Here is a 23,766-nt window from a genome sequence, read left to right on the forward strand (position 1 = left end):
CTAGAAGTCGATCTCAACACCCGGCAAGCTCAGTTCCTTCATCATGTCGCGCAACTCCTGACGTGCTGCGATGTTAGAGATATTGAGCTGCTTGACCCCGATATCCTTGAGGTCCAGCAAAGTCAGTCCGCGCGGGAACAACTCGCGGAAAATCACTCGCTCGGAAAAGCCCGAGGCGACGCGGAAGCCGATGCGCTGTGACAGCATTTCGATCGCGCGTTGCATCTTTTCCTTGTTGACCATGCGCTGGGTGCCGACCCGGTTGCGGACGACGACCCAGTCGATTGGTTTCAGCCCAGCTTGGGCGCGCAGTTGGCGGGCATTCCAGACCATCTCGGAATAGACTGAGGGGCCAAGGATTCTCTCACCTTTGGAATCGATCCGCGCCAGCAGGTCAAAATCGATGAAACTGTCGTTCAGCGGTGTAATCAGCGTATCGGCCAGCGAATGTGCAACCTGGCTGAGTCGAGTGTGCGAACCGGGGCAGTCGATCAGGATGAAATCGCTATCGCTTTCCAGTTCGGCCACGGCGGCCGAAAGGCGGTGGTCATAGATGTTTTCACCGGGTTGCAGAGCGCTGGCATCAATCTCGGGCAGGTCGTGGTGGCGTGGGCTGGGCAGAGACAGGTCCGAGCCGTTCAGGAAGTTCAAGCGGTTCTCGAAATAACGACCCAGACTGCGCTGCCGCAGGTCAAGATCGAGTGTGCTGACCTTGTGCCCCAGCCGTGCCAATGCAGTGGCCACATGCATCGACACGGTTGATTTGCCTGCGCCGCCCTTTTCGTTCCCGACCACAATGATATGTGCCATGCCTGTATTCCCAAGTCCCGCCGTGTTTGCCTACACGTTGTTGGCGGCCACTATATGTTGTGTGAGCTGAGAAGGGAAGAACCTCGGGCCGTCTTGAGCGCTATTATCAAGCCTCAAATTGGAAAAGTGCTTGGTACTTGGGGGTTAGGGTAAATCCTTGCCAAACACACACCCCTGTTTCACTGTCCATCCTATGGATTTGTGATCGAGGGCAGCCATTGGATCATCTGTTTCTGAACGTTTTGAACGTGGTTCTGCCTGTCCTGATTTGCGCTGGAATCGGTTACGCTCTGGCTTTGATCAAGGCCCCCTATGACAACAAAGTTATTGGCGGGATCGTCTCGCGGGTCGGGTATCCGACGCTGATTATCTCGCACCTTTCAACCACCCAGATTGCGGTCGGCACCTTTCTTGATGTCATGATGGCCGCCGCTTTGGCGATTGCAGGTTTTGGGCTGTTGGGGCTTGTCGCGCTCAAACTGATGCGGCTGCCGGTGCGGGCATTTCTGACGCCACTGATGCATGGCAATGTCGGCAATATCGGCCTGCCCATTACCCTTTTGGCGCTGGGCGATGCGGGAATGGCCTATACGATGGCATTTGTGGTGGTTGTGCTGATCAGTATCTTCACGATCGGCATGTGGATTCCGGCCGGAGAGTTCTCACCCAAGAAACTGGCGACTTCGCCGATTATTTACGCGGTCGCACTGTCGCTGGTGTTGATGGCGACGGGCACCAGCCTGCCGCAACCGGTGGCCAAATCCTTTGATATTCTGGGCGGTCTTTCAATCCCGCTGATGTTGCTGACGCTGGGCCACACGCTGGCGACCCTGCGGATCAAAAGCCTTGGCCGAGCCGTTTTGCTGACAGCGCTGCACCTGCTGATGGCTGCGGTGATTGCCAGTGCGTTGGTCTGGAGCTTCGGCTTCACCGGGGCTGAGCGGGGCGCGTTGATCCTGTGCTGTTTGATGCCCTCCTCTGTCGCGACCTATTTGTTTATCGATCAGCATGTGCCGGAATACGGACCCGATGTGGCCGGGTTCATTCTGGTTTCGACTCTGTCCACGATCCTGGTGCTGCCAGTGGCGCTGTCCTACTGGATCTAATAGGCGCTGGGCGCGCAGCGCGCTAAAAACAGTATCTATCAGCAAAAAACCGTTTAATAATAGGCACAACACGGTGCCCGAAGGGCCAGCGCGCTATTCCTGAACGGGGGACAGGCAGATGCCAAAAGACGTCACTGAGGACATATCCGGCGCGGGAGGGGCACGTCTGGTTCTGGTGATGACCGCGCTGTGCATGATGGTTGTTGGCTTCAACACAACCGCCGTTGCGACGATCCTGCCAAATCTGAAGGCCGAGTTCGATCTGTCACCTTCCAGCCTGCAATGGGTGATGGCGATCTATACGGTGGTTAGCGCGACCCTCGTCACCATCGTCAGCCGACTTGGCGATATCACCGGCAAGATGGGCGTCTTCTTTGCTGGAATGATCGTGTTCGGTCTTGGCTCGGCCCTTGTGTTGTTTTCGCAGGATGCAGCCATGTTGCTGGCAGGCCGCGGGGCCCAAGGTGCCGGGGCGGCAGCGCTGTTTGGCACCTCGCTTTCGCTGCTGACTGCCGCCACGCCCGAGGAACAACGGGCCAGCGTCACCGGTGCCTGGGGCGCGATCGTCGGGCTGGCAATTGGTGTTGGTCCGATCGTTGGCGGCGCGTTTGCGCATTACCTCAGCTGGCGGGGCGTGTTCGCCACCGATCTGGCGCTGCTGATCGTGGCCTTTGCGGTCGGGTTGCGGGTCAGCAAAGAGCATTACGTGCCCGACACGCGTCTTGCAGGCGCAAAGTTCGATCTTGCGGGTGCAGTCGCACTGGTCCTGCTGCTTGGCCCGCTATCCTTTGCGCTCAGCAACGGGGAAAGCCACGGATGGGCCACAAGATCGACCCTGATCCCGCTTGCCGTGTCGGCTGTAGCGGTGATTGCACTGATCATCACCTCGCGCCGCAGCGCGGACCCTCTGATCGAGCTGCGCTACTTCCGCCACCCCCGTTATTTCATGGCGGCGGCAGGGATGTTCATTACCGGCTTCGCGCTGTTCAGCTTTTTCGTCTATTTCAACGTCTTCGTGCAATCGCCAGATGCGTTTGGCCTGTCCGCTGTTGGGGCGGGGGTGGCGATCCTGCCGTTGAGCCTCAGTATGTTCGTCGTGTCTGTGGTGGCTCCGCGTTTTCTTGCACCTTACAGTTTTCGATGGCCGGTGATCCTGGGCATGGGGTTCATGACCTGTGGGTTCATGCTGTTGACGACAACGACGAACACAACAGGCATGGGTGCGATTTGGTGGAAGCTGGTGATTATCGGGATCGGGCTTGGCATCGGTTTTTCGTTATTGCCGCGTCTCGGGCTGCGCTTGTTGCCGGAAGAACATATGGGGCAGGGCTCGGGCGTAGTGAATGCGTTCCTTTATTTTGGTGCCACCCTTGGTGCCGTGGTTGGAGGTCTGGCCGAAGCAATCACTACCCGACGCGGCCTGTCCGAAGTGATCAACGCCTTGCCCACCGGGTCCGAGCAACGGGCCGACCTGGCCCATGCACTGACACATGGCACCGCCAGTCAGGTGCAGCAGCTTATAGCGGCGCTTGATCCGACCACGGGTGAAGCGTTGGCGCGCGCCTTGCGAGATCTGCAGGATGATGCATTTAACAGTGCCATGCTTGTCGCCGCTATCGCTGCGCTTTTGGGGATGATCCTGGCTGCCGTAATGCTGCGAGGCCCCGTGCCTCCACCGCACAGCGCGGTTGATCTGACAAGGGACTGATCGTCGGTGGGGCCACTTGTGACCGGCACCCAATCGGCCTAGGCTTTTGTCATGTGTGGAAAGTTTGCAGCCGGTCACCTGACGCAGCGGGAAATGCTGGCGATTACCGAGTATTTTCTCTACGGCAAGGTCTCGCCTGATCTGCCCGAACAGCTGCCTTCGGGTGGTTATAATGTGTCCCCCACCAATCGGGTTGGCATGGTCCGTTGGGACGGCGATCAGGCCGAATTGGCTACTGCGCGCTGGCAAATCAAGGATCCGCGCAGCAAGAAGCCGATGATCAATTCGAAGATCGAAAATGTCAGCTTCTGGCAGCAATACTGGAACAATGGGCGCTGTCTTATTCCGGCGCTGGGATATTACGAGTGGCCCAAGGGCCAGGGCCATGATTGCCCGGTCTACATCACGGTTCAGCGCAATGCCCCGGTGATGTTTTTTGCGGGGTTTTACAGGACTGATGACGGCAGCCATAGCTGTACGATCCTGACCCGGACACCCAGCCCGCAGATCGCGCATATTCACAACCGCATGCCAGTGATCCTGACCCCGGATGAGATCGAAAACTGGCTATCAGGCGTCACGACCGCGCAAGAGGCGCAGCAGTCGTTGGGTGCGCAATACGAAGGCCGGTTTGAATATCACACCGTCAAACCCATCAAGCGCGGGGCCGAGGGTGAGGACATGATCGAGCCTTACACGCCCCCCGTCCAGACCGGGTTTGATTTCTGAGCCTGCAGTAATCACGGCAGGAGAACAAAAAAGGCCGCCCAAATGGACGGCCTTTCGCATTTCAACCAGGTCGGGATTAGAAGCCCAGACCTTCGTATTTCTTCTTGAACTTCGACACGCGGCCGCCTGCGTCCATCAGGCGCGACGAACCACCGGTCCATGCGGGGTGCACGGAAGGGTCGATTTCCAGAGCCAGCTGGTCGCCTTCGCTGCCCCAGGTGGATTTCATCTGAACCACAGAGCCATCGGTCATTTTGACGTTGATGACGTGATAATCGGGATGGATGTCTTTTTTCATCTTTCCGCTCCTTACGCCTCGGCGCCAGCCTTGGGCTTGTAGTTGGTGACTTCTGCGATACGCGCGGATTTACCACGGCGCGAGCGCAGGTAGTAAAGTTTGGCGCGACGAACGCGGCCACGGCGGACAACGGTGATGCTGTCGATATTGGTCGAATGCAGCGGGAACACACGCTCCACGCCTTCGCCAAACGAAATCTTGCGAACGGTGAACGAACCGGCGATGCCGCTGCCACCTTTGCGCGCGATGCAGACGCCTTCATAGTTCTGCACACGGGTACGCGACCCTTCGGTCACTTTAAAGCCGACACGGATGGTGTCACCGGCTTTGAAATCGGGGATGTCTTTCCCCAGGGCGGCAATCTGTTCCGCCTCAAGCTGTGCGATCAGGTCCATCGCAGTTACTCCTATCTGCTCGTGGTTGGTCCACGAAGTTTGGGCACGGCCTGAGAGCTCTTGGTCTTCACCGGGTCCTGCGTACAGCCCGCCAGAGGTCAGATCGAATGTTCCTTTTGGTCCGGTCCGCCCTGTCGCGCCGTGGCCGAAGAAAGCCGGGCGTCACGTCAGGATGCAAACCAAAACACCGGAGTCGCGTAACGCCACACCGGATTGGGCTGCTTTACGGGCTTTGCGGGCAGGGATCAAGACTTATTCGTGGTGAAACAGGTGAGTTTTTGCCGCCCGTCAAATCCGCCGTTGCCTTGTCCGCCAGATCAGGCATTCTGGGATCAATTATAAGAGCAGATATTTGATACAGGATCATAAGATGCGCAAAGCAATCCTGCTGGCCGTTCTGGCACTTGCACTCGTCTCATGTGGCCGCCGCGGCCCGCAGCCACAGGCGGTTGAGCCGCAGGCCTTTGCGGACACGACCCCGCCTTCGATCATCTACCCCGCTTTTGGCGACGCCGACCCGCACCCGTGGGAGGGACGTCATCCCGGCCATTACCCGGTGCATGGGCTGGATGTCTCGCGTTGGCAGGGGCCGATTGATTGGCGCACCGCGCAGAAGAATGGTGTCAGCTTTGCCTTCATCAAAGCCACCGAGGGCGGAGATTTTACCGACCCGATGTTCGACGAGCACCGACGCGGCGCACAAGCTGCCGGAGTGCCGTGGGGGGCCTATCACTATTATTATTTCTGCCGTCCGGCCCATGAACAGGCGCGTTGGTTCATCCAGAACGTGCCCAAAGGGGCCGACCTGCCGCATGTGCTGGATATGGAATGGACGCCCCATTCCAAAACCTGCACCCTGCGCCCTGATGGCCGAACCGTTCGGGCCGAGGCGCAGCGGTTCCTTGATATTCTCGAGCGCCACTATGGCCGACGTCCGATTGTCTACACGACGGTAGATTTCTACGGCGACACCGATATCGGACGACTTCCCAAAACCGAGTTCTGGCTGCGTTCGGTCGCGGGCCATCCACGCAACGTTTATCCAGGCTCGGTCTGGCGGTTCTGGCAATACACCGGCACCGGGCTGGTGCCGGGGGTTCAGGGTAAGGTGGACATCAACACCTTCAACGGCACACCGGAAACCTGGGCGTTGTGGAAGGCAACCCGTTAGTCTTAGCCCTTATCTTCTGATTTTCGATAGGCGTCCCACAGATCCGGCCGCCGTTCGCGGGTGATCTGTTCCGACATTTCATGACGCCAATCCGCAATGCGTCCATGGTGGCCTGACATCAGGATCTCGGGGATCGGGCGGCCTTTCCAGTCGGCGGGGCGGGTGTATTGCGGATGCTCCAATAAGCCAGAGGAAAAGCTCTCCTCCTCGGCTGAGGCCTGATTGCCCAGAACGCCCGGGATCAGCCGCACGGTGGCGTCTATCAGGGCCTGCGCGGCGATTTCACCCCCGGTCATGACAAAATCACCCAAGCTGATCTCTTGCACGCCGTAATGTTCCAGCACGCGCTCATCGACGCCTTCGAAACGACCACATAACAGGGTCATGCCATCGCAGCGAGCCAGGTTTTGCATCATTTTCTGATCCATCCGACGCCCACGCGGGCTGAGGTAGATCAACGGCCAGTTGCCCCGGATGCCCGCCATCGTATGCTCAATGGCCTCACCCAGCACATCGGCACGTAGGACCATGCCTGCACCGCCGCCCGCCGGGGTGTCATCCACATTGCGGTGCTTGCCGATCCCGAATTGGCGCAAATCCACAGTTTCCAACTGCCATAGCCCTTCTTGCAGGGCCTTGCCGGTCAGGCTTTCGCCCAGAACACCCGGGAAGGCAGATGGGAACAACGTGATAATCTTGGCCTTCCACACCCCGTGCAGATCGGGCGTCGGCGTCATCAACTCGCGCGGCTTCAACGTTGGACGGATGGCTTTGCGGCCATGGGACTTTCCGGGTTTATCTGTCATCTCGAGCCGATCAGATCATTCTGGGTGCTTTGAACCAAAGCCGTCTTTTGATCGATCAGCGCAGCATCGTCCAGATCGGATCGGTTCATTTCCAGCATCTGCTGCAAGACATCCTCGGGCAGGCGTGGGTTTGATCGGGTCGGGCCTACCAATTCGGCGGCTTTGTCCGCAGGCAGGTCAAGGAATTCAGCAAAAGTGCTTCCAAGCCCATGTCGCTGGCCCTGCAGGTCTTCCAGCCATTCGGTGCGGACCGAGACCGAGGGCAAACGGTCGCGCACAGCCGCAGCAGCAATCTGAGGCGACGGCACCGGTTCAAGCCGGGCGCGAAAGGTCTCAAAATCCTGAATCAGGCGCGAGCGTTGAAGATCATGTGCCCACAGGCTGCGCAGCCAGCTTCCGCGTTGGCGCAGCGAGTAGTAGATCGTGATATGCACCTCTTCCCCGGCAAACCGGTCGCGGATCAGGCCGACAAGGCAAGAGGCAAGCTCGGGTGCAGCCTCATAGCCCACCGCGACATTGCGGCTGGGGCGCAGGCCCGAGAAATTCTCTTCGCTCAGAACCAGCCCGCGCTTCTGGCCGAATTCCAGTGAATTCAGGAAGTGACGCATCTGATCCTTGAAATCGCTCATCGCGCCGGGGGTGCCGTAGACGGAATAGCGTGTGGCTGCTTCGGACAAGCCGGTTTTCCGGGTCCGATAGGGCAGGACCAACGCATGGTGCGGCCAGATCAGTGAGCGGTTTTCGAACAGAAAGGACTGTGCCGCCGTTGTCCCGGTCTTGTGCAGACCCAGATGCAGCAACACGCGGCGCATTACAGCAGGCCCTCGGGCGGATCAGCGATGATGCGGCCCTTGTCGAGATCAACGGTCGGAACGGATTCGAGTGTAAACGGCAGCAGCACGGTGGCCTTTAAGCCCGGACCGTGCAGTTCCAACAGATCCGCCGCGCCGTGATTTTGAACCGATTTCACCCGACCCAGCAGGGTGCCGCCGGTGTCATAAACCTCAAGCCCGATAAGGTCGGTGTGGTAAAACTCATCATCCGGCAGCGACGGCAATTGATCGCGCCGCGCATACAGGCGCAGGCCATTCAGCGCATCCGCCGCTTCCTTCGTCTCAATGCCACCCAGCCGGGCGGCAAAGCCGTTCTTGATCGCGCGGGTCAGCACCACCGGATAGCGCTCCTTTCCGGCTTCGTCGGTCAAGGGCGAATAGCATTCGATATCCTCGGGGATGGCGCAAAAGCTTTTCAGCCGCACCTCGCCGCGCACCCCATACGAGCCCGCGATGCTGCCTACACAGATCAGATCACTCATTTCGACCATCCGTCACACATAGCCCGTCCCGCCATTGTCCGATCACCTCGCACGCCTCGCGCTGGTTCGAGCGTTCGAAGAATACGCCCACAATAAATGCGATCGCCAGCAGGATGGGAAGACGTAACAATCCGAACATGTCTAGCGCACCCCGATGGGCAGAGAGGTGTCTCTGCATTCCCAGCCGACCTGCTCCAGTTCCGGCGTATCGGATTGGGCCTCGGGCCAGCCCAAGCAGAAATATCCGATCAACCGCCAGTCCTCGGGGACATCCAGATCGCGCACCATCTGGTCCGGGTCGAGGATCGAGACCCAGCCCAGGCCCAAGCCTTCTGCCCGCAAGGCAAGCCAGAAGAGCGTGATGGCTGAGACGACGGAATAACGCCGCATTTCGGGCATAGTGCCTGCGCCGAGACCTTGACCTTTGTCGGTGGCATCGTCGCAAAACACGGCCAGCTGCACCGGAGCTTCTTTCATCCCGGACAGTTTCAGCTGGCTGTACAGCTGCGCCTTTTCGCCGGAATACCCGCTCAGCGCCCGCTCGTTGGCCGCTTGGAAATTCTTCAGCGCCGCGTCGCGCGCGGCCTGACTTTCGATGCGGATCACGCGCCAGGGTTCGCTGAGCCCAACAGAAGGGGCCAGTCGAAACGCGTCGAGGCAGCGCGTAAGCACTGCCTCGTCAATTGCATCGGTGCGAAACCGGCGCACATCACGCCGGAGCCGCATCAACAGATCGAACTGCGTGCGAAAATCGTCGGAAAAGGCTTGATCCTGCACGCGCCTGACTGCTTATTCTTCTGCAGCAGCTTCTTCAGCCGGTGCTGCAGCCGCTTCGGCAGCTTCAGCAGCCTTGGCAGCTTTCTCTTCCGCGCGTTCCTGAGCTTTCTTGCCCGGAGTACCCTTGTTGGGGTTGTTGCGCTCGGCCTTGTCACGGGCGCCGGCAGCTTCCAGCATACGTGCGATCCGGTCGGTGGGCTGTGCGCCCTGATCCAGCCAGTACTGGATGCGCTCCATGTTCATTTTCACGCGCTCTTCGCTGTCTTTCGGCAGCAGCGGGTTGTAGGTGCCCAGTTTTTCGATGAAACGGCCATCGCGCGGCATACGGCTGTCAGCCGCAACAATGCGATAGAAGGGACGCTTTTTCGAGCCGCCGCGGGCGAGACGAATTTTCATTGCCATGGTGGTATCTCCTTTGAATGGCGTATCCGGTGCTAGACCGGCTTAGTTCTGGTGTTTCTTGTGGTGTCGGATGACTTCCTGAATAATGAAATTCAGAAAAGCCTTGGCGAAATCGGGGTCCAGATCGGCCTCTTTCGCCAGGTCTTCTAACCGTGCGATCTGCGCAGCCTCGCGCGACGGATCGGACGGGGGAAGGTCGTGTGCGGCCTTGAGCTTGCCAACGGCCTGCGTGTGCTTGAACCGCTCGCCCAGCGTATAGACTAGGATCGCATCCAGTCGGTCGATGCTTTCTCGATGGTCTTTCAACAGCGCAGCAGCCTGTGTCACGGGGTTGTTCATTGGCCGGTCCTTTCGGTGGTCAAATCAATCTGCGGATGACGCCAGATCTGAGCGTGCTTGCCCAAAAGCTCGGCTCTCTCAATCTCCAGCGTTGCGCCCAGCCGTTCGGCCAGCGCGCGCGAGCGATCATTGGCATGGGCGATGTAAGAAATCACACCGTTAAGCCCCTGATGCCGCGCTGCATAGTCGCGTGCAGCCGCGGCGGCCTCAAAGCCCAGACCTTTGCCTTCGGCCTCGGCCATCAGCGTCCAGCCCAGCTCGGGCTCGGCCCAGCCGGGTACGTAGATCATGCCTGCCCATCCCACGAATGCGCCGCTGGCCTTTTCAGTCAGATGCCACAGACCATAACCGCGCAGCGCCCAATGACCCAATCTGTTCGAAAGAGAGCTCCAGCTTCCAAGAGCGTCCTTGGGACCACCAACCATATGGCTGCGCTCGGTCGCGTAGAACGCGGTCATCGCAGGCAGATCGTTCAGATGCGGCGCGCGAAGGATCAGGCGATCGGTTTCGACGGTGGGTATAGTGAACGAGGTCATGCGTATGCCTCCACGCCACCGTTTACCAGATCGGCAGGCGCAGAATGACGCCAGACCTGCATCGCCCCGAAAGCCGGGTGTTCGAACATATATTCGAACTGCGCGCCCAGCCGTTCCGCGACAGCCTTGCTGCCCAGATTATCCGGATCGATCAGCGAGATTGCGGTTTCCCAGCCCAGCACGTCATAGGCATGTGCACGTGCAGCCAGTGCCGCTTCGGTCGCATAACCCTTGCCGGTGGCGTGGTTCATAAGCGTCCAGCCAATTTCGGGCTCGGGCCAGCCGTGAGGGTTCCACAAGCCAACATGGCCTACATAGGTGCCGGTGTCTTTTTCCTCGACACCCCAGAAGCCATAACCACGCATCGCCCAGTGGCCTAACAGCATCGCAACAGCGCGCCATGTCTCATCCGGGCGTTTCGGGCCGCCGACGAATTTCGAGGCGTCGCTGGCAAAAAACTCTGCCTCAGCCTCAAAATCGGCCTCGCAGGGGGCCCGCATGATCAGGCGTTCGGTTTCCAGCGTTGGTATGGCCATGGCAAGTGTCATGCCTGCACCTCGCCGTATCGCCAGACATGCTGGGTTGGACCAAAGGCGCTTTCGGCAACGGCGTCGCGCGTTGCACCCAGACGCTGAGCCAAAGCGTTCGAACGAGCGTTGGACTGCGAAACGTAGCTTACGAACTGGCCGGACCCGAGCAGATCGAAGCCAAAATCGCGAACGGCGCTGCACGCTTCGGTCGCGTAACCTTGCATGCGGAACTTGCTATCGAACATATAACCAAGCTCGGGCTCGTGATCGTCCCATTCGAGGCCCAGAATGACGAAGCCAATGACCTGATCATCGTCTTTAAACGTGACGGTGAACAAGCCGTGACCATGCAAAAGCCAGCCTGATGTGTAGTAGGAAAACTCAGTCCAGGCGTCTTGCTCGGTATCGCCAAAGCTGTCCTTGCAGATCGATGTCCACACCGGCAGGTCGTCCAGAGTGGGTGCACGCAGAACCAGCCGCCGGGTCTCAATGACCGGCAGGGCCGCGCGATACTGCGCTGCTGCCATCGCCGCCTTTCCGGACGGGGGCTGGGTGCAGCGTGCTGACGTCACTTTTTCTTTCCAAAACCGCTCAACCCCGGGGGCAGGCCCATGCCGCCACCCAGTCCGGGCAGACCGCCGGGCATCTTACCGCCCATCGCTTTGGCGGCTTGTTCCAGCGCCTTGGGGTCCATGCCCGCAGCCATTTCCTCGGGGCTTGGGCCACCTTTGCCGAACATGCCTTTCATGGCCTGTTTCAGCATCTTGCCTTTGCCCATCTTGCCCATCTTTTTCATCATGTCGGACATCTGCCGGTGCATCTTGAGCAGCTTGTTGAGGTCGCTGACCTCCATACCCGAACCGGCGGCGATGCGTTTCTTGCGGCTGGCTTGAAGCAGTTGCGGGTTGGCGCGTTCGCGTTTGGTCATCGACTGGATCAGCGCGATTTGCTGGCGCAGGATTTTATCGTCCAGACCGGCCTGATCCATCTGCTTGGCCATCTTGTTCATGCCCGGCATCATGCCCATCATGCCCTGCATGCCGCCCATCTGGATCATCTGCTCCAGCTGCATTTTCAGGTCGTTCATGTTGAACTGACCTTTGACCATGCGCTTCATCATGCGCTCGGTCTGTTCCATCTCCATCGTTTCCTGGGCCTTTTCGACCAGAGCAACGATGTCGCCCATGCCCAGAATACGACCGGCTATCCGGTCCGGCTCGAAGGTTTCGAGCGCGTCCATCTTCTCGCCCAGACCAACAAAGCGGATCGGCTTGCCGGTGACCGCGCGCATCGACAGCGCCGCACCGCCGCGCCCGTCACCGTCCATACGGGTCAGGACCACGCCCGAGATGCCGACCTTGGCATCAAACTCTTCGGCCACTTCAACAGCGACCTGACCGGTCAGGCCGTCGACCACTAGCAGCGTCTCGCGCGGGTCGACCACGTTACGAACCTGCTCGACCTCGTCCATCAGGACTTCGTCGATATGCAGACGGCCCGCGGTGTCGAGCATATAGACGTCATAGCCGCCCAGCGTTGCCTGTTGCTTGGCGCGCTTGGCGATATCAACCGGCGTCTGACCGGGTACGATCGGCAGCGTATCTACACCAACCTGCGTGCCCAGAACCGCAAGCTGATCCATCGCCGCTGGGCGATAGACGTCGAGCGAGGCCATCAGGACCTTCTTGCCCTCTTTCTCTTTCAGGCGTTTCGCCAGCTTACCGGTGGTGGTTGTCTTACCGGAACCCTGCAGGCCGACCATCAGGATCGGGGCAGGCGGGTTGTCGATCTTCAGCGCACCGGGGTCTTCTTCGCCGCGCAGTGTATCGACCAACGCGTCGTGCACGATCTTAACGACCTGCTGGCCGGGCGTGATCGATTTGGTGACAGCTTGACCGGTCGCTTGTTCCTGTACTTTCTTGACGAACTCGCGCGCCACCGGCAGCGAGACGTCGGCCTCAAGCAGGGCAACGCGGACTTCGCGCAGGGCAGTTTTCACGTCTTCTTCAGACAGGGCACCCTGTTTGGTCAGCCGGTCAAAGACGCCGGAAAGGCGTTCGGATAGATTTTCAAACATGCCTTCGGCCTCCTTAGCCGGTTATCTGGTGGCGTGCCCTAGATAGGACGCGTCGGTTAAATGCACAAACGCCCCCACGGGCGAAACTCGCTGGTGGGGGGCGATCCCTGAACGACTCAAGGGACCGGAAGATCAAACGCTTCCGGATGTTGGCGGCGATTTAGGCCGATTGGCTGGCAGAGTCAACCTTGCGTGCCGGAAGCCAATCGTTGACCGCATCCACCAGCCGATGCGCACCGCGCCCGCTGGAATAAGCCTCGACAATGGGATGCCGCCCGGCGCTCATGCCTTCATCCAGTATCAGGACAGGGCGATAGAGGGTCGATGTGCCATTGTCGCTACGTGAGGTCGTGCTTTCAGTTTCCGCGTGCGAGAGGTGCGAGAGCTCATGTTCCACCGCATCATATCCAAAGACTGACTGTCTGCGGATCAGGATGCTGTTTTTATTGCGATCCAGTATGACCTGCACGCGGCGGACAAAGGCGCAAAATGCACCAAAACCCATGCCTCCGCCGAATAGTGCGAAGAAAATGCCGAACAAGATACCCTCGCCACCTTCACTGGCCAAGAAGACGCCCGCGCCGACAAATGCAAGAATGAAGAAAACCAGCGTGATGCCGATGAACCATGGCGTATTGGACAGGATCAGTTGGCTCGGAGTGTTGCGCGTGACTTTCATGGCGGCACGCTAGCACCGAATGCCGCGCCTGTCGTGGCTTGAATTTACCTGTCGGTTGGGCGATGAGCGCGCCATACGAGGAGGTTCCCATGGACGCATCATCTGTCTTTCAGGATACGTTGCCGCTCAGCTCGGATGCGCTTTTGGCGCAGTTGGATGAATGGGGGCTGCCCTATCGGTTGCATACTCATATCCCGCTGCGCACCGTTGAGGATGCCAAAGGGGTCGAGGGCCAGTTCATGGTGCCGGGTGAAAACACACTGCGGCTCAAGAACCTGTATCTGCGCGACAAGAAAAAGCGGAATTATCTGGTGACGCTGGAACAGAGCCGCGAGATCGACCTCAAGGCGCTGGGCGCGGAGTTGGGGGTTGGCAACCTGTCCTTCGGCTCGGCGGATCGGCTGTTCCAGAACCTCGGCATCCGCCCTGGCGCGGTCAGTCCGCTGGCGATGATCAACGGCGTTGAGAACAACGTTAAGTTCTTCATGGACGCCGCCGCGCAACAGGCCGATGTCATCAACATGCACCCTTTGGTCAACGACCGAACCGTCGTTTTGTCGCGCGAAGACCTGATGGTGTTCTTTGATAAGATCGGGTGCGAGATAAACTGGCTGCCGTGATCACCCCTCAAGCGCTTCGTTCAATGCGGCAGCGACATGGGCGGCAGAGGGGTTGATGAACATGTGACCATCCGCCTCGAACACCGGGTCATCCAGATGATCGGGGAAGGCCAGAGGCAACTCGGTACAGGCCAGCAAGATCGCGGTTCCGGGTGCGGCGTGTTTGTTGCAGAAGGCCAGCAGGCGCGCAAGTGCGGTGTCGGATGCGCCGCCGTAGAAATCACTGTCGATCATCGCCTGCATCTCGGCGATCTCAGGCTCGGGCAGGCGTGTGTTTGCCGTGATACCCTCGGCGGCCAGCCGGTCGGCATAGTTTGTGGCCTGCATGGTGACTGCGGTTCCAAGGACCAAAGCATTGGTGGCGCCGGTCGAGGCGGTCGCGTCGGCGGTTGCGTCAAAAATGCTGAGAATAGGCATGGAGACGCCTTCGCGGATCGCGTGAAGCCGCGCGTGTGGCGTATTGGAGGCGATGATGCCGAAATCGCAGCCTGCGTGTTCCAAAGTCAGCAGTGCTTCGCGGAACACCGCGTCGAAAGCGGCCCAGCTGTCTTCGTCACCGGCCACGCCGCGCAAGGCGCGGGTTTTGGCTTGGGTGACGGATTCGATGGTCATGGGTGGGATGGGCAGCGGCGATCCGTGGCCGCGTTCAGCAAAATACCGACCCGCGCCTTCAGCGATCGCCCGGTAGTAGTCGACAGTTGAGGCCCAGCCAACACCGCCCAATATTCCAATCTTCTTCATGTGAAACGCCCAGTCTGCCGATTTGCCTTGGCGCAGACTGGACGGTTCAAGGGGGTCAGGTCAATCAGGCTGCCAGCTTGGTGACAGCTTTCTGCGCATTGGACAGGGTTGTTTCGGGGTCCAGTGCCATGCGATCTGCGGCGATGACCTCGACATCATGGATGCCGATGAAGCCCAGAACATGCCGCGCATAGGTGGTGGCAAAGTCGATCTCGGAGCCCACCGCCGTACCGCCCGATGCAACAGCAAGGATGGCGCGTTTGCCTTCCAGCAGACCTTTCGGTCCTTCTTCGGAATAGGAGAATGTCAGACCGGCACGGGCGACCAGATCAATCCAGGCCTTGAACGCGGCGGGAACTGAGAAGTTGTAGATTGGCAGGCCGATGACGATCGTGTCGGCCTTTTGCAACTCGGACACCAATTCGTCCGACAGGGCCAGCAGGTCTTTCTGTACCGCGTCACGCTGGTCGGCGGGGGTGAAATTGGCGCCGATCCAGTCTTCGGTCAGCAGGGGCAGGGGAGTGGCCAGATCGCGGCGGATGATACGCCCGGCGTTCAGGTGGCGAACCACGCGGTCGGACAGATCGCGGGTGGCAGATCCAGTGCGGCGGGCCGAGGCGTCGATATGCAGGATGGTTTTGGTCATTTCGGGGCGTCCTTTGTTGCGGAATTACCTTCTGTTGCCCCAATATGGCTGTTGCGCGCATGAACAAAACTCGGATATATCAACAAGCATTGTTAGAATTTGCACATTGGATCAGATGCAATGGACAATTGGGATGAAGTGAGAACCGCCTATCAGGTGGCGCGCATGGGAACGGTCAGCGGCGCGGCGGATGTGCTGGGTGTGCACCACGCCACCGTGATCCGCCATATCGATGCGATCGAGGCACGGCTGGGCGTCAAACTATTCCAGCGTCACGCGCGTGGGTACACACCAACCGAAGCGGGAGAGGACCTGTTGCGGGTCGCGCAGGCAACCGAAGATCAGTTCAACCAGCTGGTCGGTCGCATGAAGGGGCGCGGAGACGATGTCTCGGGCGAGATCGTGGTCACCTCACTGGCCTCACTGGCCCCGCTCATCGTACCGACGCTGACCGAGTTCCAGCAGACCCACCCGGGATTGATCGTGCGCTATCTGACCGGCGACCGCCTGTTCCGGTTGGAATATGGCGAGGCGCATGTGGCGATCCGCGCCGGGGCCGCGCCGGATCAACCGGACAATGTGGTGCAGCCGTTCATTCCACAAGAGGTCGGACTATTCGCCAGCAAGGCCTATCTCGCGCGCCACGGCAAACCCGCGGACGTTGCAGATTTCGCCAATCACCACTTCGTCGGCAATGATGACGAAAACAGCCGCGCGCCGTTTTCCCGCTGGCTGCGTGCCAACGCGCCGGAGCAGGCGATCACTTTCCGCTGCACCAATAATTTCTGTATGCGAGAGGCTGTTCTGGCCGGTGCAGGCATCGGCTTTATGGCCCGTTGGGAGGCCGCGCGCGATCCCGATCTGGTCGAGGTGATGGCACCGTTGCCCGAGTGGTCTGGCAAGCTGTGGCTGGTGACTCATGTGGATCTGCACCGGACCACCAAGGTGCAGGCTTTCCTATCCTTCCTGAAAGATCAATCCAGGGGCTGGCTGCCGTGACACCGCAGGCGCGCGGCCATCTGGCCATGCTGACATTCTCGGCTTTGGTGGCGGGCAGTTTCTCGCTTGGCTCAATGGCGGCAAATGAGATCGCACCGTCGGCGATCACGGCAGCGCGCTTTGCGATTGCGGCGGTCGTGATCGGCATCGCTGCGATTGCCACAACGGGCATTCCGCGCAGCGCGGCTCGGGCACCATGGCGCTATCTGGTTCTTGGCGGATTGTTCGGAGCCTACTTTGTCCTGATGTTCTACGGATTGAAAACCGCTCCCCCGGTCAGCGCGGCAGCGGTCTTTACGCTGACCCCGGTCATGTCGGCGCTGGCCGGGTGGGTGCTGCTGCGCCAGATCACCACCCCACGCATGGCGCTGGCCCTGACGGTCGGTGCGGTCGGTGCGCTGTGGGTGATCTTCAGAGCGGATTGGCAAGCCTTTCAGGTCTTCGAGATCGGAGGCGGCGAGATCATCTATTTCTGGGGTTGCGCCGCGCACGCCGTCTATACGCCGATGATACGGCGATTGAACCGGGGCGAGCCTGCGGTGGTGTTCACCTTCGGTACGTTGGTTGCGGGGTGTTTGATCCTGACGGTCTGGGGCTGGTCCGATATCCGTGCAGTAGATTGGGGCAACCTTCCCGGGATTGTCTGGGTGACGCTGCTTTATATCTCGTTGTTTGCGACCGCCGCCAGTTTTGTACTGGTTCAGTTTGCAGCCCTGCGTTTGCCCGCGGCAAAGGTCATGGCCTACACTTACCTGACGCCCAGCTGGGTGATCCTGTGGGAAATCGCCCTGGGACGTCCTGCGCCGACGGCATTGGTGTTGGTTGGTGCCGGGCTCACCGCTGTTGCGCTGTTGTTGCTGCTGAAAGGAGAAGACGCGCCTGCAAATACTCCGGTGCGCTCGAATTGAAGCTTGTGATTTCTACCTGATGTGGCAGCCTGCCTGTCACCACCAAGGAGCTGGGCCATGAAAACAATGTCACTTATTCCCGCATTGCTGGCGCTGTCCGCCTGTGCCCCCGGTAGCGCGAAAGACGCTGCAGAGGCGGACCTGCAAGCCAGCTGCGAAGCTCTGGTGGGCGCCGAAACCGGCACAGGGCCTGATGGTGTCAAAGCGATGTCTACCCAGTCCAGCCCGACAGGCTCGGTCACCAGCGTATTCGTGGCAGGGGCCGAGGCTCCGTGGCTCTGTCGTGCCGACCCAACGGGGGTTGTGACCGGGGTGGAATATAGCCGCGAGGGCTGAGCCTGCCGTTTGGATCGTCCCGACGGGTCAGACTGGCGAACCGCCCGGGTCGACATATCTCAGGATCAGGAGGACGCGAATATGTTCAAACACATCATGGTCCCGGTCGACCTGCACTTGCCGCCCGAGGTCAAGAAAGCCACCGAGGTTGCCGCGCAATTGGCCAAATGGCAGGGCGCCAAAGTGACCATCGTCAGCGTCACCGGCCCGCAGCCTGGGGATAGCCACCTGACAACAGACGCGATCAAACAAGAATTGCTGACCTGCGCCAGTGAAATTGCGATGCAAAGCGGCACAAGTGTGGACACACGCAACATTCACTCGGTTGATGTCGCGGTCGAGATCGACAAGGACCTGACCCACGCAGCAGAGGAAATGGGGGCCGATCTGATTGTTGTGGGAACCCACGCACCCCGGATCACAGACTATATCCTGTCCAGCCACGCGGGATATCTGGCCAAACACGCCAGCATGTCGGTCTTAGTTGTGCGTTAGGCCTCATCCGGGGGCAGTTCAACTTCTAGAAACCGCTCGAACGCATCCAGATTGACCGGTTCGAACTGTCCGAACCCCTGCATCCAAACCGAGGCCGCACGAAGCGCGTCGGGTTCAAGTTTGCACCACTTCACCCGTCCGCGTTTTTCCTGAGAAATCAGACCTGCTTTGGTCAGGATCACCAGATGCTTTGAAATCGCGGCCAGCGACATTTCGAACGGTTCGGCCACGTCGGTGACGGCCATGTCATCTTCCAGCAGCATCGCTAAGATGGCGCGGCGGGTGGGATCGGCGAGGGCTGCGAAGACAGTGTCGAGGTCGTTGGACATGGTTCCGCTGAACCATAGCCTGTGAGTTTGGTCAACCATTTGGTTGAATATGCGGATTCAGGCTTATCCGCCCGGTCAGCGAATTATACGCCATCGGCAGGTTTCACGCGGTCTGTGATTTTAATATAAAAATCATATACTTATTGCCGTTCATGCTGCGGCTTCATTGCCGTTGACTCTGCGCCCTCAGCCCCTTAGCACCCTACCCAAGACTGTGCGAGGGAAACGCCCGTGACCGAAGATGACCAAAAGCAGCGTATGGCGCAGCTGGAGGCCAAGATCGAAGCGGCGAAAAAGGCCAAAGCGCCGAAACCTCGTGCGGATGCTGACGTATCCGGAGGCGAGCTTGCCTGGAGGATGGTCATCGAAATGGTTTCCGGTCTGGGGATCGGATTTGGCATCGGATACGGGCTGGACAGCCTGCTTGGGACGATCCCGATCTTTCTGGTGCTATTCACATTGCTGGGCCTTGTCGCGGGCGTGAAGGTTATGCTCCGCAGCGCGAAAGAGGTTCAAGAGAAACAAGCGGCCGCAAGCGCGACCGAGAAGGACGAGAGGGACTGAACGTGGCAACCGAGACCACCGCAGAAAAAGGCAGCAGCCTGGCTTTCCATCCAATGGACCAGTTTATCGTCAAGCCGTTGTTCGGCGACGGTGCGATTGCCTGGTACACGCCCACCAACGTGACCCTGTGGCTGTTCCTGGCGATTGCGGCGATCTTTGCCCTGCTGGTTCTCAGCACGTCCAAGCGCGCCATTGTTCCGACGCGGATGCAGTCGGTGGCCGAGCTGGCCTATGGTTTCATCTACAAGATGCTGGAAGACATCTGCGGCAAGGAAGGCGTAAAGTACTTCCCCTATGTCATGACCCTGTTCATGTTCATCGTCTGCGCGAACTTCCTGGGCATGTTGCCCATGTCCTTCACCACCACATCGCATTTCGCCGTGACCATCCCGCTGGCGCTGGCCGTGTTCCTGACCGTGACCGTTTTGGGTTTCGTCAAGAACGGCGCTGCGTTCCTGGGCTTGTTCTGGGTCTCCAGCGCGCCGCTGGCGCTGCGCCCTGTTCTGGCGATCATCGAGCTGATCTCGTACTTCGTTCGCCCGGTCAGCCACTCCATTCGTCTTGCCGGTAACGTCATGGCAGGCCACGCGGTTATCAAGGTGTTCGCAGGCTTTGCCGCGATTGCCGTGATCTCGCCCGTGTCGGTTCTGGCGATCACCGCAATGTATGGCCTTGAGGTCCTCGTGTCCTTCATTCAGGCCTACGTCTTCACCATTCTGACCTGTGTGTATCTGAAAGATGCGCTGCATCCGTCGCACTAAGGTCCGAACCCCCAACATCGAAACTTCCAAATCGTAAGGAGAATTCTCATGGAAGGCGATCTCGCACACATCGGCGCAGGCCTGGCAGCAATCGGTTCCGGCGCAGCCGCAATCGGGGTGGGCAACGTTGCAGGCAACTTCCTGGCCGGCGCCCTGCGCAACCCTTCGGCGGCTGCTTCGCAGACCGCAACCCTGTTCATCGGTATCGCGTTCGCAGAAGCGCTGGGCATCTTCGCATTCCTGGTCTCGCTGCTGCTGATGTTCGCCGTATAATCTGCGGAACCTGATCCTTACGCGCAGATGGGCCCAAGCCATAGCGGCCCATCTGTTGTAAAGACAACGTTCCGACGGAGGACATCATGGCGACTGAACCCATTGCTGAAGAAGTAGTAGGCACATGCGTTGATTCCAGCGGCTACGCCGTCGGGATGCCGCAGCTCTGCTTCGATTGGTTCCCCAACCAGATTTTCTGGCTGGTCATCACGCTGGTCGTCATCTTTCTGGTCCTGTCCCGCGTGGCTCTGCCCCGCATCGCGGCAATCCTGGCTGAACGCCAGGGGACCATTACAAATGACCTGGCTGCGGCCGAAGATCTGAAGGCCAAAGCGGTCGAGGCCGAAGAGGCCTATAACAAAGCGCTGGCCGATGCCCGTTCTGAGGCTCAGCGTATCGCAGCGGAAGCCCGCGCCGAAATCCAGTCTGGTCTGGATGACGCGATTGCCAAGGCGGATGCGGAAATCGCTGCAAAGGCGGCTGAATCGGAAAAGGCAATTGCCGAAATCCGTGCCGGTGCGCTGGAAAGCATTCAAGTGGTTGCCAAGGATACGGCGGCTGAACTGGTCACAGCACTGGGCGGCGAGGCGGATGCCAAAGCCATCAACAGTGCAGTAGATGCGCAGACGAAAGGATAAGTGACATGCGGAACACTCTTGCCCTTATCCTGACCGTTGGTGCCGCCAGCCCCGCGCTGGCCGCAAGCGGCCCGTTCTTCTCGCTTGCCAACACTGACTTTGTCGTCACTCTGGGCTTCATCGTCTTTATCGCGGTCCTGTTCTACTTCAAGGTCCCCGGTATGATCGGTGGTGCGCTGGACAATCGCGCCGAAGGTATTCAAGCCGAGCTGGACGAAGCCCGCGCCCTGCATGAAGAAGCACGCAGTCTGCTGGCCTCGTATGAGCGCAAGCAGCGCGAAGTTCAGGGTCAGGCCGAAGCTATCGTTGCCGCGGCCAAGGAAGACGCGGTTCTGGCGGCTGAACAAGCTAAGGTGGATCTGGAAAAATCCATCGCGCGCCGTCTCGCGGCAGCGCAGGATCAGATCGCATCGGCTGAGGCATCTGCCGTCAAGGAAGTCCGCGATCAGGCCATCACCGTAGCGGTTTCGGCAGCCAACGCCGTGCTGGCCAAACAGATGACCGCAACGCAGGCGAACAAGCTGATCGATGCATCCATCGCGGATGTGGGTGAAAAGCTACACTGATCGCCCGGATCATATTATTTTAAAAACCCGAGGGCTTCAGGCTCTCGGGTTTTTTCTTTTCGTGGCTTCCAGTTTGAAGGATCAGACCTCTCCAGTCTCGTGCTTCAAACGCTGTTGCGCGATCTCTTCATTGCGCAGGGCCTTCTGCTGATCGGCCATGCAGCTTTTGACAAAGTTCAGATGATCCTCGACCGCCTTCCGTGCCCCTTTCGGGTCGCGGTCCTGCAGGGCTGAGTTGATGGCTCGGTGCTGGTCCAGAATTGCGTCGCGGGTGGTGCGTTGCTGGAACATGATCTGTCGGTTGTAGAATACGCCCTGCCGCAGCAGATCGAACATCGACCGCATCATATGCAGCATCACCACGTTATGACTGGCCTCGATGATCGCCATATGGAACTGGGCGTCCAGATGCGCCTCTTCTTCGGCTGCATTGCGGGCGTGGGCGTCTTCCATCTTGTCCAGTATGGTCTGCACCACCTTCAGATCGCTGCCCGAGCCCATGCGGGCGGCACGCTCAGCCGCTAGACCCTCCATGTCACGCCGGAATGAGAGATAGTCGAACACTGCCTCGTCGTGATTGCCGAACAACCGGATCAAAGCTGGCGCGAAGGCCGAGCCCAGAACCTCGGCCACATAGATGCCCGATCCGGCCTTGGCAGTTAGCAATCCCTGTTCCTGGAGGTCCGAGATTGCCTCGCGCAGCGACGGGCGCGACACGCCCATGCGCTCGGCCAGCTCCCGTTCCGAGGGCAGGCGTTCTCCGGGGCGCAGAATGCCGCGCAGGATCAGCAGTTCGATCTGGCGCACAACAGCCAGTGACAGTTTTTCGGTTTGAACTTTTTGAAAAGGCATCTGGCTACCACTTGGAATTGGTCAAGTCACTTGACCACGTTTGTAAGGGGCGTTCAAGTCGCTCACAGAGGTTGAAACATTAGGTCAGAATTATTGACATAAGAGGCGCATTGCCTAATCTGCGTCCCAAGGGCGGAGGAGGCCCCCTAAGATGGATCAGCTCTACGCCACCCGAACCGCACGGATGAAGGCTTCCGAAATCCGCGAATTGCTGAAACTGCTGGGCGAGCCCGGTATCATTTCCTTCGCAGGCGGTATTCCCGACCCCGCTTTGTTTCCAGCAGAGGCTTTCGCCGAAGCGTTTCAAAATGCGCTTGGCCCAGATCAACAGGCGCAGGCGCTGCAATATTCGGTCAGCGAGGGCTATGCCCCGCTGCGTGAATGGCTGGCCGACCATATGCGTGGGATCGGCGTTACGTGCGGCATCGACAACATCCTGATCACCTCGGGCTCGCAGCAAGCGCTGGATTACTTGGGTAAGTTGTTCTTGTCACCGGGTGATACTGCGTTGGTTGGGTGGCCCACATATCTGGGCGCGCTCAATGCGTTTGACGCTTATGAGCCGCGCTTTGACCAGCTTAGCATCAATGGCAATCGTGGGGCTGCCGAATACCAGGCCGCCGCCGGCAACAGCCCGATCAAATTCGCTTATCTCTCCGCCGATTTTGCAAATCCGACTGGTGAGACGGTCGATCTGCGGGGCAGGGAGGCGCTGCTAGATCTGGCAGATGAATTGGATTGCGCAGTGATCGAGGACGGAGCCTATCAGGCGCTGCGCTATGACGGCGATCCGATCCCTCCGATCCTCGCGTTAGAACAGGCGCGCAAGGGATCGATCGAGAACTGCCGGACGATCTATTGCGGCAGCTTCTCGAAAACTCTTTCACCGGGGTTGCGGCTGGGTTGGGTGGTTGCAGCAAAACCGGTGATCTCGCAACTGGTGCTGCTGAAACAGGCGGCTGATCTGCATTCTTCTACGATCAACCAGATGGCGGTGTATCAGGTGGCACGGGATCGCTTCGACACTCATGTCCCCATGCTACGCCAGACCTATGCCGCGCGCCGCGATGCGATGCTTGAGGCGCTCAACCAGCACATGCCCAATGGCGTCGACTGGACCCGACCCGAGGGTGGCATGTTCATTTGGGTCACTCTGCCCAAGGAAATGAACGGCGCCGACCTGCTGGCGAGGGCGCTGGAAACGGTCAAGTTGGCCTTTGTACCCGGTCAGGCTTTCTATCCCGACGACACCGGGTCGAATACCATTCGACTGAGTTTTTCCAACTCGGATGAGGACACGATCCGCGAGGGTATACGCCGGTTAGGAGAAGTGTTGCGCGCCTGAACCGGGGAAAGGTTT

34 protein-coding genes are annotated in these 23,766 nt (G+C 59.3%); 15 read left to right on the top strand and 19 right to left on the bottom strand.

Annotation, left to right across the window (positions count from 1 at the left end; all coding sequences use genetic code 11):
- Window positions 1-810, bottom strand: a complete 810-nt coding sequence (locus ACR0BT_RS19635; protein ID WP_170402416.1) for a division plane positioning ATPase MipZ — start codon at window positions 808-810, stop codon at window positions 1-3.
- Window positions 811-1,028: 218 nt separating this feature from the next.
- On the opposite strand from ACR0BT_RS19635, the gene ACR0BT_RS19640 reads away from it, so the two are divergent.
- The 3 genes from ACR0BT_RS19640 (at window position 1,029) to ACR0BT_RS19650 (ending at window position 4,353) form a co-directional block, all read left to right on the top strand.
- Entirely contained in the window at window positions 1,029-1,916 is an 888-nt protein-coding gene (locus tag ACR0BT_RS19640; RefSeq protein ID WP_480763896.1) for an AEC family transporter, read from the top strand.
- Between the two features lie 118 nt (window positions 1,917-2,034).
- On the top strand, window positions 2,035-3,624 hold the full coding sequence (locus ACR0BT_RS19645; protein ID WP_480567469.1) for an MFS transporter: 1,590 nt from the start codon (window positions 2,035-2,037) through the stop codon (window positions 3,622-3,624).
- Between the two features lie 51 nt (window positions 3,625-3,675).
- Window positions 3,676-4,353 carry an SOS response-associated peptidase gene (locus tag ACR0BT_RS19650; protein WP_480763897.1) on the top strand — a complete coding sequence of 226 codons (678 nt, stop codon included), beginning with the start codon at window positions 3,676-3,678 and terminating at the stop codon, window positions 4,351-4,353.
- 76 nt (window positions 4,354-4,429) lie between these two features.
- Here the strand turns inward: ACR0BT_RS19650 and rpmE are convergent, their stop codons facing one another.
- Both rpmE and rplS read right to left on the bottom strand, forming a co-directional pair.
- Window positions 4,430-4,651: a 50S ribosomal protein L31 gene (gene rpmE, locus ACR0BT_RS19655; protein ID WP_170392669.1), complete on the bottom strand. Its 222-nt coding sequence runs from the start codon at window positions 4,649-4,651 to the stop codon at window positions 4,430-4,432.
- A gap of 11 nt (window positions 4,652-4,662) precedes the next feature.
- Entirely contained in the window at window positions 4,663-5,046 is a 384-nt protein-coding gene (gene rplS, locus ACR0BT_RS19660) for a 50S ribosomal protein L19 (RefSeq protein WP_170328369.1), read from the bottom strand.
- Window positions 5,047-5,416: 370 nt separating this feature from the next.
- Here rplS and ACR0BT_RS19665 point away from each other — a divergent pair, with 370 nt between their 5' ends.
- A complete protein-coding gene (locus tag ACR0BT_RS19665; protein ID WP_480763898.1) occupies window positions 5,417-6,217 on the top strand; it encodes a glycoside hydrolase family 25 protein in 801 nt (266 codons plus the stop codon).
- A gap of 2 nt (window positions 6,218-6,219) precedes the next feature.
- On the opposite strand, the gene trmD is transcribed toward ACR0BT_RS19665, so the two are convergent.
- The 12 genes from trmD to ACR0BT_RS19725 form a co-directional block, all read right to left on the bottom strand.
- On the bottom strand, window positions 6,220-7,023 hold the full coding sequence (trmD, locus tag ACR0BT_RS19670; protein ID WP_170392667.1) for a tRNA (guanosine(37)-N1)-methyltransferase TrmD: 804 nt from the start codon (window positions 7,021-7,023) through the stop codon (window positions 6,220-6,222).
- On the bottom strand, window positions 7,020-7,835 hold the full coding sequence (locus ACR0BT_RS19675) for a hypothetical protein (protein WP_170425117.1): 816 nt from the start codon (window positions 7,833-7,835) through the stop codon (window positions 7,020-7,022). The genes trmD and ACR0BT_RS19675 overlap by 4 nt, the downstream gene beginning before the upstream one ends.
- Window positions 7,835-8,338: a ribosome maturation factor RimM gene (gene rimM, locus ACR0BT_RS19680; protein WP_480763899.1), complete on the bottom strand. Its 504-nt coding sequence runs from the start codon at window positions 8,336-8,338 to the stop codon at window positions 7,835-7,837. Before rimM ends, ACR0BT_RS19675 begins: the two co-directional genes overlap by 1 nt.
- Window positions 8,331-8,477: a hypothetical protein gene (locus ACR0BT_RS19685; RefSeq protein WP_170392664.1), complete on the bottom strand. Its 147-nt coding sequence runs from the start codon at window positions 8,475-8,477 to the stop codon at window positions 8,331-8,333. The genes rimM and ACR0BT_RS19685 overlap by 8 nt, the downstream gene beginning before the upstream one ends.
- Window positions 8,478-8,479: 2 nt before the next feature.
- Entirely contained in the window at window positions 8,480-9,115 is a 636-nt protein-coding gene (bluB, locus tag ACR0BT_RS19690) for a 5,6-dimethylbenzimidazole synthase (RefSeq protein ID WP_480707373.1), read from the bottom strand.
- A 12-nt stretch (window positions 9,116-9,127) separates the two neighbouring features.
- Window positions 9,128-9,517 carry a 30S ribosomal protein S16 gene (gene rpsP / locus ACR0BT_RS19695; RefSeq protein WP_010437590.1) on the bottom strand — a complete coding sequence of 130 codons (390 nt, stop codon included), beginning with the start codon at window positions 9,515-9,517 and terminating at the stop codon, window positions 9,128-9,130.
- 42 nt (window positions 9,518-9,559) lie between these two features.
- Window positions 9,560-9,856 (bottom strand): chorismate mutase, encoded by a 297-nt coding sequence (locus tag ACR0BT_RS19700; RefSeq protein WP_170392662.1) that lies wholly within the window; start codon window positions 9,854-9,856, stop codon window positions 9,560-9,562.
- Complete coding sequence (locus ACR0BT_RS19705) at window positions 9,853-10,392, bottom strand: GNAT family N-acetyltransferase (RefSeq protein ID WP_480763900.1); 540 nt, start codon at window positions 10,390-10,392, stop codon at window positions 9,853-9,855. Before ACR0BT_RS19705 ends, ACR0BT_RS19700 begins: the two co-directional genes overlap by 4 nt.
- The gene (locus ACR0BT_RS19710; protein ID WP_170402397.1) at window positions 10,389-10,940 is read right to left on the bottom strand and encodes a GNAT family N-acetyltransferase; all 552 of its coding nucleotides are present in this window, start codon (window positions 10,938-10,940) and stop codon (window positions 10,389-10,391) included. The genes ACR0BT_RS19705 and ACR0BT_RS19710 overlap by 4 nt, the downstream gene beginning before the upstream one ends.
- Window positions 10,937-11,449 carry a GNAT family N-acetyltransferase gene (locus ACR0BT_RS19715; protein ID WP_170818882.1) on the bottom strand — a complete coding sequence of 171 codons (513 nt, stop codon included), beginning with the start codon at window positions 11,447-11,449 and terminating at the stop codon, window positions 10,937-10,939. The genes ACR0BT_RS19710 and ACR0BT_RS19715 overlap by 4 nt, the downstream gene beginning before the upstream one ends.
- 41 nt (window positions 11,450-11,490) lie before the next feature.
- On the bottom strand, window positions 11,491-12,999 hold the full coding sequence (gene ffh / locus ACR0BT_RS19720; RefSeq protein ID WP_170402391.1) for a signal recognition particle protein: 1,509 nt from the start codon (window positions 12,997-12,999) through the stop codon (window positions 11,491-11,493).
- 160 nt (window positions 13,000-13,159) lie between these two features.
- Window positions 13,160-13,678, bottom strand: coding sequence for a hypothetical protein (locus ACR0BT_RS19725; protein WP_170565122.1), 519 nt, complete (start codon window positions 13,676-13,678; stop codon window positions 13,160-13,162).
- A gap of 89 nt (window positions 13,679-13,767) precedes the next feature.
- Here ACR0BT_RS19725 and ACR0BT_RS19730 point away from each other — a divergent pair, with 89 nt between their 5' ends.
- On the top strand, window positions 13,768-14,298 hold the full coding sequence (locus ACR0BT_RS19730; protein ID WP_480752256.1) for a prolyl-tRNA synthetase associated domain-containing protein: 531 nt from the start codon (window positions 13,768-13,770) through the stop codon (window positions 14,296-14,298).
- On the opposite strand, the gene ACR0BT_RS19735 is transcribed toward ACR0BT_RS19730, so the two are convergent.
- Window positions 14,299-15,039 carry an aspartate/glutamate racemase family protein gene (locus tag ACR0BT_RS19735; RefSeq protein ID WP_480763901.1) on the bottom strand — a complete coding sequence of 247 codons (741 nt, stop codon included), beginning with the start codon at window positions 15,037-15,039 and terminating at the stop codon, window positions 14,299-14,301.
- Window positions 15,040-15,103: 64 nt separating this feature from the next.
- Window positions 15,104-15,685, bottom strand: coding sequence for an FMN-dependent NADH-azoreductase (locus ACR0BT_RS19740; RefSeq protein ID WP_170392654.1), 582 nt, complete (start codon window positions 15,683-15,685; stop codon window positions 15,104-15,106).
- Window positions 15,686-15,805: 120 nt separating this feature from the next.
- Here ACR0BT_RS19740 and ACR0BT_RS19745 point away from each other — a divergent pair, with 120 nt between their 5' ends.
- The 4 genes from ACR0BT_RS19745 to ACR0BT_RS19760 all read left to right on the top strand — a co-directional run bounded on the left by ACR0BT_RS19745 (window position 15,806) and on the right by ACR0BT_RS19760 (window position 18,423).
- Window positions 15,806-16,684 (top strand): LysR family transcriptional regulator, encoded by an 879-nt coding sequence (locus ACR0BT_RS19745; RefSeq protein ID WP_170392653.1) that lies wholly within the window; start codon window positions 15,806-15,808, stop codon window positions 16,682-16,684.
- Window positions 16,681-17,592, top strand: coding sequence for a DMT family transporter (locus ACR0BT_RS19750; protein WP_170392652.1), 912 nt, complete (start codon window positions 16,681-16,683; stop codon window positions 17,590-17,592). Before ACR0BT_RS19745 ends, ACR0BT_RS19750 begins: the two co-directional genes overlap by 4 nt.
- 57 nt (window positions 17,593-17,649) lie before the next feature.
- Complete coding sequence (locus tag ACR0BT_RS19755; protein ID WP_170392651.1) at window positions 17,650-17,928, top strand: hypothetical protein; 279 nt, start codon at window positions 17,650-17,652, stop codon at window positions 17,926-17,928.
- Between the two features lie 81 nt (window positions 17,929-18,009).
- A complete protein-coding gene (locus ACR0BT_RS19760; protein ID WP_170597447.1) occupies window positions 18,010-18,423 on the top strand; it encodes a universal stress protein in 414 nt (137 codons plus the stop codon).
- On the opposite strand, the gene ACR0BT_RS19765 is transcribed toward ACR0BT_RS19760, so the two are convergent.
- Complete coding sequence (locus tag ACR0BT_RS19765) at window positions 18,420-18,752, bottom strand: ArsR/SmtB family transcription factor (RefSeq protein WP_170392649.1); 333 nt, start codon at window positions 18,750-18,752, stop codon at window positions 18,420-18,422. The two genes, ACR0BT_RS19760 and ACR0BT_RS19765, sit on opposite strands and share 4 nt — an antisense overlap.
- Window positions 18,753-18,983: 231 nt before the next feature.
- Here ACR0BT_RS19765 and ACR0BT_RS19770 point away from each other — a divergent pair, with 231 nt between their 5' ends.
- The 5 genes from ACR0BT_RS19770 (at window position 18,984) to ACR0BT_RS19790 (ending at window position 21,554) form a co-directional block, all read left to right on the top strand.
- Window positions 18,984-19,316 carry an AtpZ/AtpI family protein gene (locus ACR0BT_RS19770; RefSeq protein WP_170392648.1) on the top strand — a complete coding sequence of 111 codons (333 nt, stop codon included), beginning with the start codon at window positions 18,984-18,986 and terminating at the stop codon, window positions 19,314-19,316.
- 2 nt (window positions 19,317-19,318) lie between these two features.
- Window positions 19,319-20,077: a F0F1 ATP synthase subunit A gene (locus ACR0BT_RS19775; protein ID WP_170392647.1), complete on the top strand. Its 759-nt coding sequence runs from the start codon at window positions 19,319-19,321 to the stop codon at window positions 20,075-20,077.
- 48 nt (window positions 20,078-20,125) lie between these two features.
- A complete protein-coding gene (locus ACR0BT_RS19780) occupies window positions 20,126-20,350 on the top strand; it encodes a F0F1 ATP synthase subunit C (RefSeq protein WP_005981269.1) in 225 nt (74 codons plus the stop codon).
- Between the two features lie 86 nt (window positions 20,351-20,436).
- On the top strand, window positions 20,437-20,988 hold the full coding sequence (locus ACR0BT_RS19785; protein WP_170392646.1) for a F0F1 ATP synthase subunit B': 552 nt from the start codon (window positions 20,437-20,439) through the stop codon (window positions 20,986-20,988).
- A 5-nt stretch (window positions 20,989-20,993) separates the two neighbouring features.
- Entirely contained in the window at window positions 20,994-21,554 is a 561-nt protein-coding gene (locus ACR0BT_RS19790; protein ID WP_170392645.1) for a F0F1 ATP synthase subunit B, read from the top strand.
- Window positions 21,555-21,635: 81 nt separating this feature from the next.
- Here ACR0BT_RS19790 and ACR0BT_RS19795 read toward each other — a convergent pair whose 3' ends face one another.
- Window positions 21,636-22,406 (bottom strand): FCD domain-containing protein, encoded by a 771-nt coding sequence (locus ACR0BT_RS19795; protein WP_170565106.1) that lies wholly within the window; start codon window positions 22,404-22,406, stop codon window positions 21,636-21,638.
- Between the two features lie 151 nt (window positions 22,407-22,557).
- Here ACR0BT_RS19795 and ACR0BT_RS19800 point away from each other — a divergent pair, with 151 nt between their 5' ends.
- Entirely contained in the window at window positions 22,558-23,751 is a 1,194-nt protein-coding gene (locus tag ACR0BT_RS19800; protein ID WP_170625092.1) for an aminotransferase-like domain-containing protein, read from the top strand.
- Window positions 23,752-23,766 lie beyond the last annotated feature (15 nt).

The sequence above is a fragment of the Ruegeria sp. CJ6 genome, from assembly GCF_056536665.1.

Bases quoted from the DNA above. Each gene is read 5' to 3' on its own strand.
- ffh (WP_170402391.1), bottom strand. From the start codon at position 12,999: ATGTTTGAAAATCTATCCGAACGCCTTTCCGGCGTCTTTGACCGGCTG.
- ACR0BT_RS19800 (WP_170625092.1), top strand. From the start codon at position 22,558: ATGGATCAGCTCTACGCCACCCGAACCGCACGGATGAAGGCTTCCGAA.
- ACR0BT_RS19780 (WP_005981269.1), top strand. From the start codon at position 20,126: ATGGAAGGCGATCTCGCACACATCGGCGCAGGCCTGGCAGCAATCGGT.
- ACR0BT_RS19725 (WP_170565122.1), bottom strand. From the start codon at position 13,678: ATGAAAGTCACGCGCAACACTCCGAGCCAACTGATCCTGTCCAATACG.
- ACR0BT_RS19645 (WP_480567469.1), top strand. From the start codon at position 2,035: ATGCCAAAAGACGTCACTGAGGACATATCCGGCGCGGGAGGGGCACGT.
- trmD (WP_170392667.1), bottom strand. From the start codon at position 7,023: ATGACAGATAAACCCGGAAAGTCCCATGGCCGCAAAGCCATCCGTCCA.
- ACR0BT_RS19700 (WP_170392662.1), bottom strand. From the start codon at position 9,856: ATGAACAACCCCGTGACACAGGCTGCTGCGCTGTTGAAAGACCATCGA.
- ACR0BT_RS19760 (WP_170597447.1), top strand. From the start codon at position 18,010: ATGTTCAAACACATCATGGTCCCGGTCGACCTGCACTTGCCGCCCGAG.
- ACR0BT_RS19730 (WP_480752256.1), top strand. From the start codon at position 13,768: ATGGACGCATCATCTGTCTTTCAGGATACGTTGCCGCTCAGCTCGGAT.
- ACR0BT_RS19790 (WP_170392645.1), top strand. From the start codon at position 20,994: ATGCGGAACACTCTTGCCCTTATCCTGACCGTTGGTGCCGCCAGCCCC.
- ACR0BT_RS19740 (WP_170392654.1), bottom strand. From the start codon at position 15,685: ATGACCAAAACCATCCTGCATATCGACGCCTCGGCCCGCCGCACTGGA.
- ACR0BT_RS19650 (WP_480763897.1), top strand. From the start codon at position 3,676: ATGTGTGGAAAGTTTGCAGCCGGTCACCTGACGCAGCGGGAAATGCTG.
- ACR0BT_RS19755 (WP_170392651.1), top strand. From the start codon at position 17,650: ATGAAAACAATGTCACTTATTCCCGCATTGCTGGCGCTGTCCGCCTGT.
- ACR0BT_RS19705 (WP_480763900.1), bottom strand. From the start codon at position 10,392: ATGACCTCGTTCACTATACCCACCGTCGAAACCGATCGCCTGATCCTT.
- ACR0BT_RS19795 (WP_170565106.1), bottom strand. From the start codon at position 22,406: ATGCCTTTTCAAAAAGTTCAAACCGAAAAACTGTCACTGGCTGTTGTG.
- ACR0BT_RS19745 (WP_170392653.1), top strand. From the start codon at position 15,806: ATGGACAATTGGGATGAAGTGAGAACCGCCTATCAGGTGGCGCGCATG.
- rpmE (WP_170392669.1), bottom strand. From the start codon at position 4,651: ATGAAAAAAGACATCCATCCCGATTATCACGTCATCAACGTCAAAATG.
- rplS (WP_170328369.1), bottom strand. From the start codon at position 5,046: ATGGACCTGATCGCACAGCTTGAGGCGGAACAGATTGCCGCCCTGGGG.
- ACR0BT_RS19675 (WP_170425117.1), bottom strand. From the start codon at position 7,835: ATGCGCCGCGTGTTGCTGCATCTGGGTCTGCACAAGACCGGGACAACG.
- ACR0BT_RS19735 (WP_480763901.1), bottom strand. From the start codon at position 15,039: ATGAAGAAGATTGGAATATTGGGCGGTGTTGGCTGGGCCTCAACTGTC.
- ACR0BT_RS19685 (WP_170392664.1), bottom strand. From the start codon at position 8,477: ATGTTCGGATTGTTACGTCTTCCCATCCTGCTGGCGATCGCATTTATT.
- ACR0BT_RS19710 (WP_170402397.1), bottom strand. From the start codon at position 10,940: ATGACACTTGCCATGGCCATACCAACGCTGGAAACCGAACGCCTGATC.
- ACR0BT_RS19665 (WP_480763898.1), top strand. From the start codon at position 5,417: ATGCGCAAAGCAATCCTGCTGGCCGTTCTGGCACTTGCACTCGTCTCA.
- rimM (WP_480763899.1), bottom strand. From the start codon at position 8,338: ATGAGTGATCTGATCTGTGTAGGCAGCATCGCGGGCTCGTATGGGGTG.
- ACR0BT_RS19785 (WP_170392646.1), top strand. From the start codon at position 20,437: ATGGCGACTGAACCCATTGCTGAAGAAGTAGTAGGCACATGCGTTGAT.
- rpsP (WP_010437590.1), bottom strand. From the start codon at position 9,517: ATGGCAATGAAAATTCGTCTCGCCCGCGGCGGCTCGAAAAAGCGTCCC.
- ACR0BT_RS19715 (WP_170818882.1), bottom strand. From the start codon at position 11,449: ATGGCAGCAGCGCAGTATCGCGCGGCCCTGCCGGTCATTGAGACCCGG.
- ACR0BT_RS19765 (WP_170392649.1), bottom strand. From the start codon at position 18,752: ATGTCCAACGACCTCGACACTGTCTTCGCAGCCCTCGCCGATCCCACC.
- ACR0BT_RS19635 (WP_170402416.1), bottom strand. From the start codon at position 810: ATGGCACATATCATTGTGGTCGGGAACGAAAAGGGCGGCGCAGGCAAA.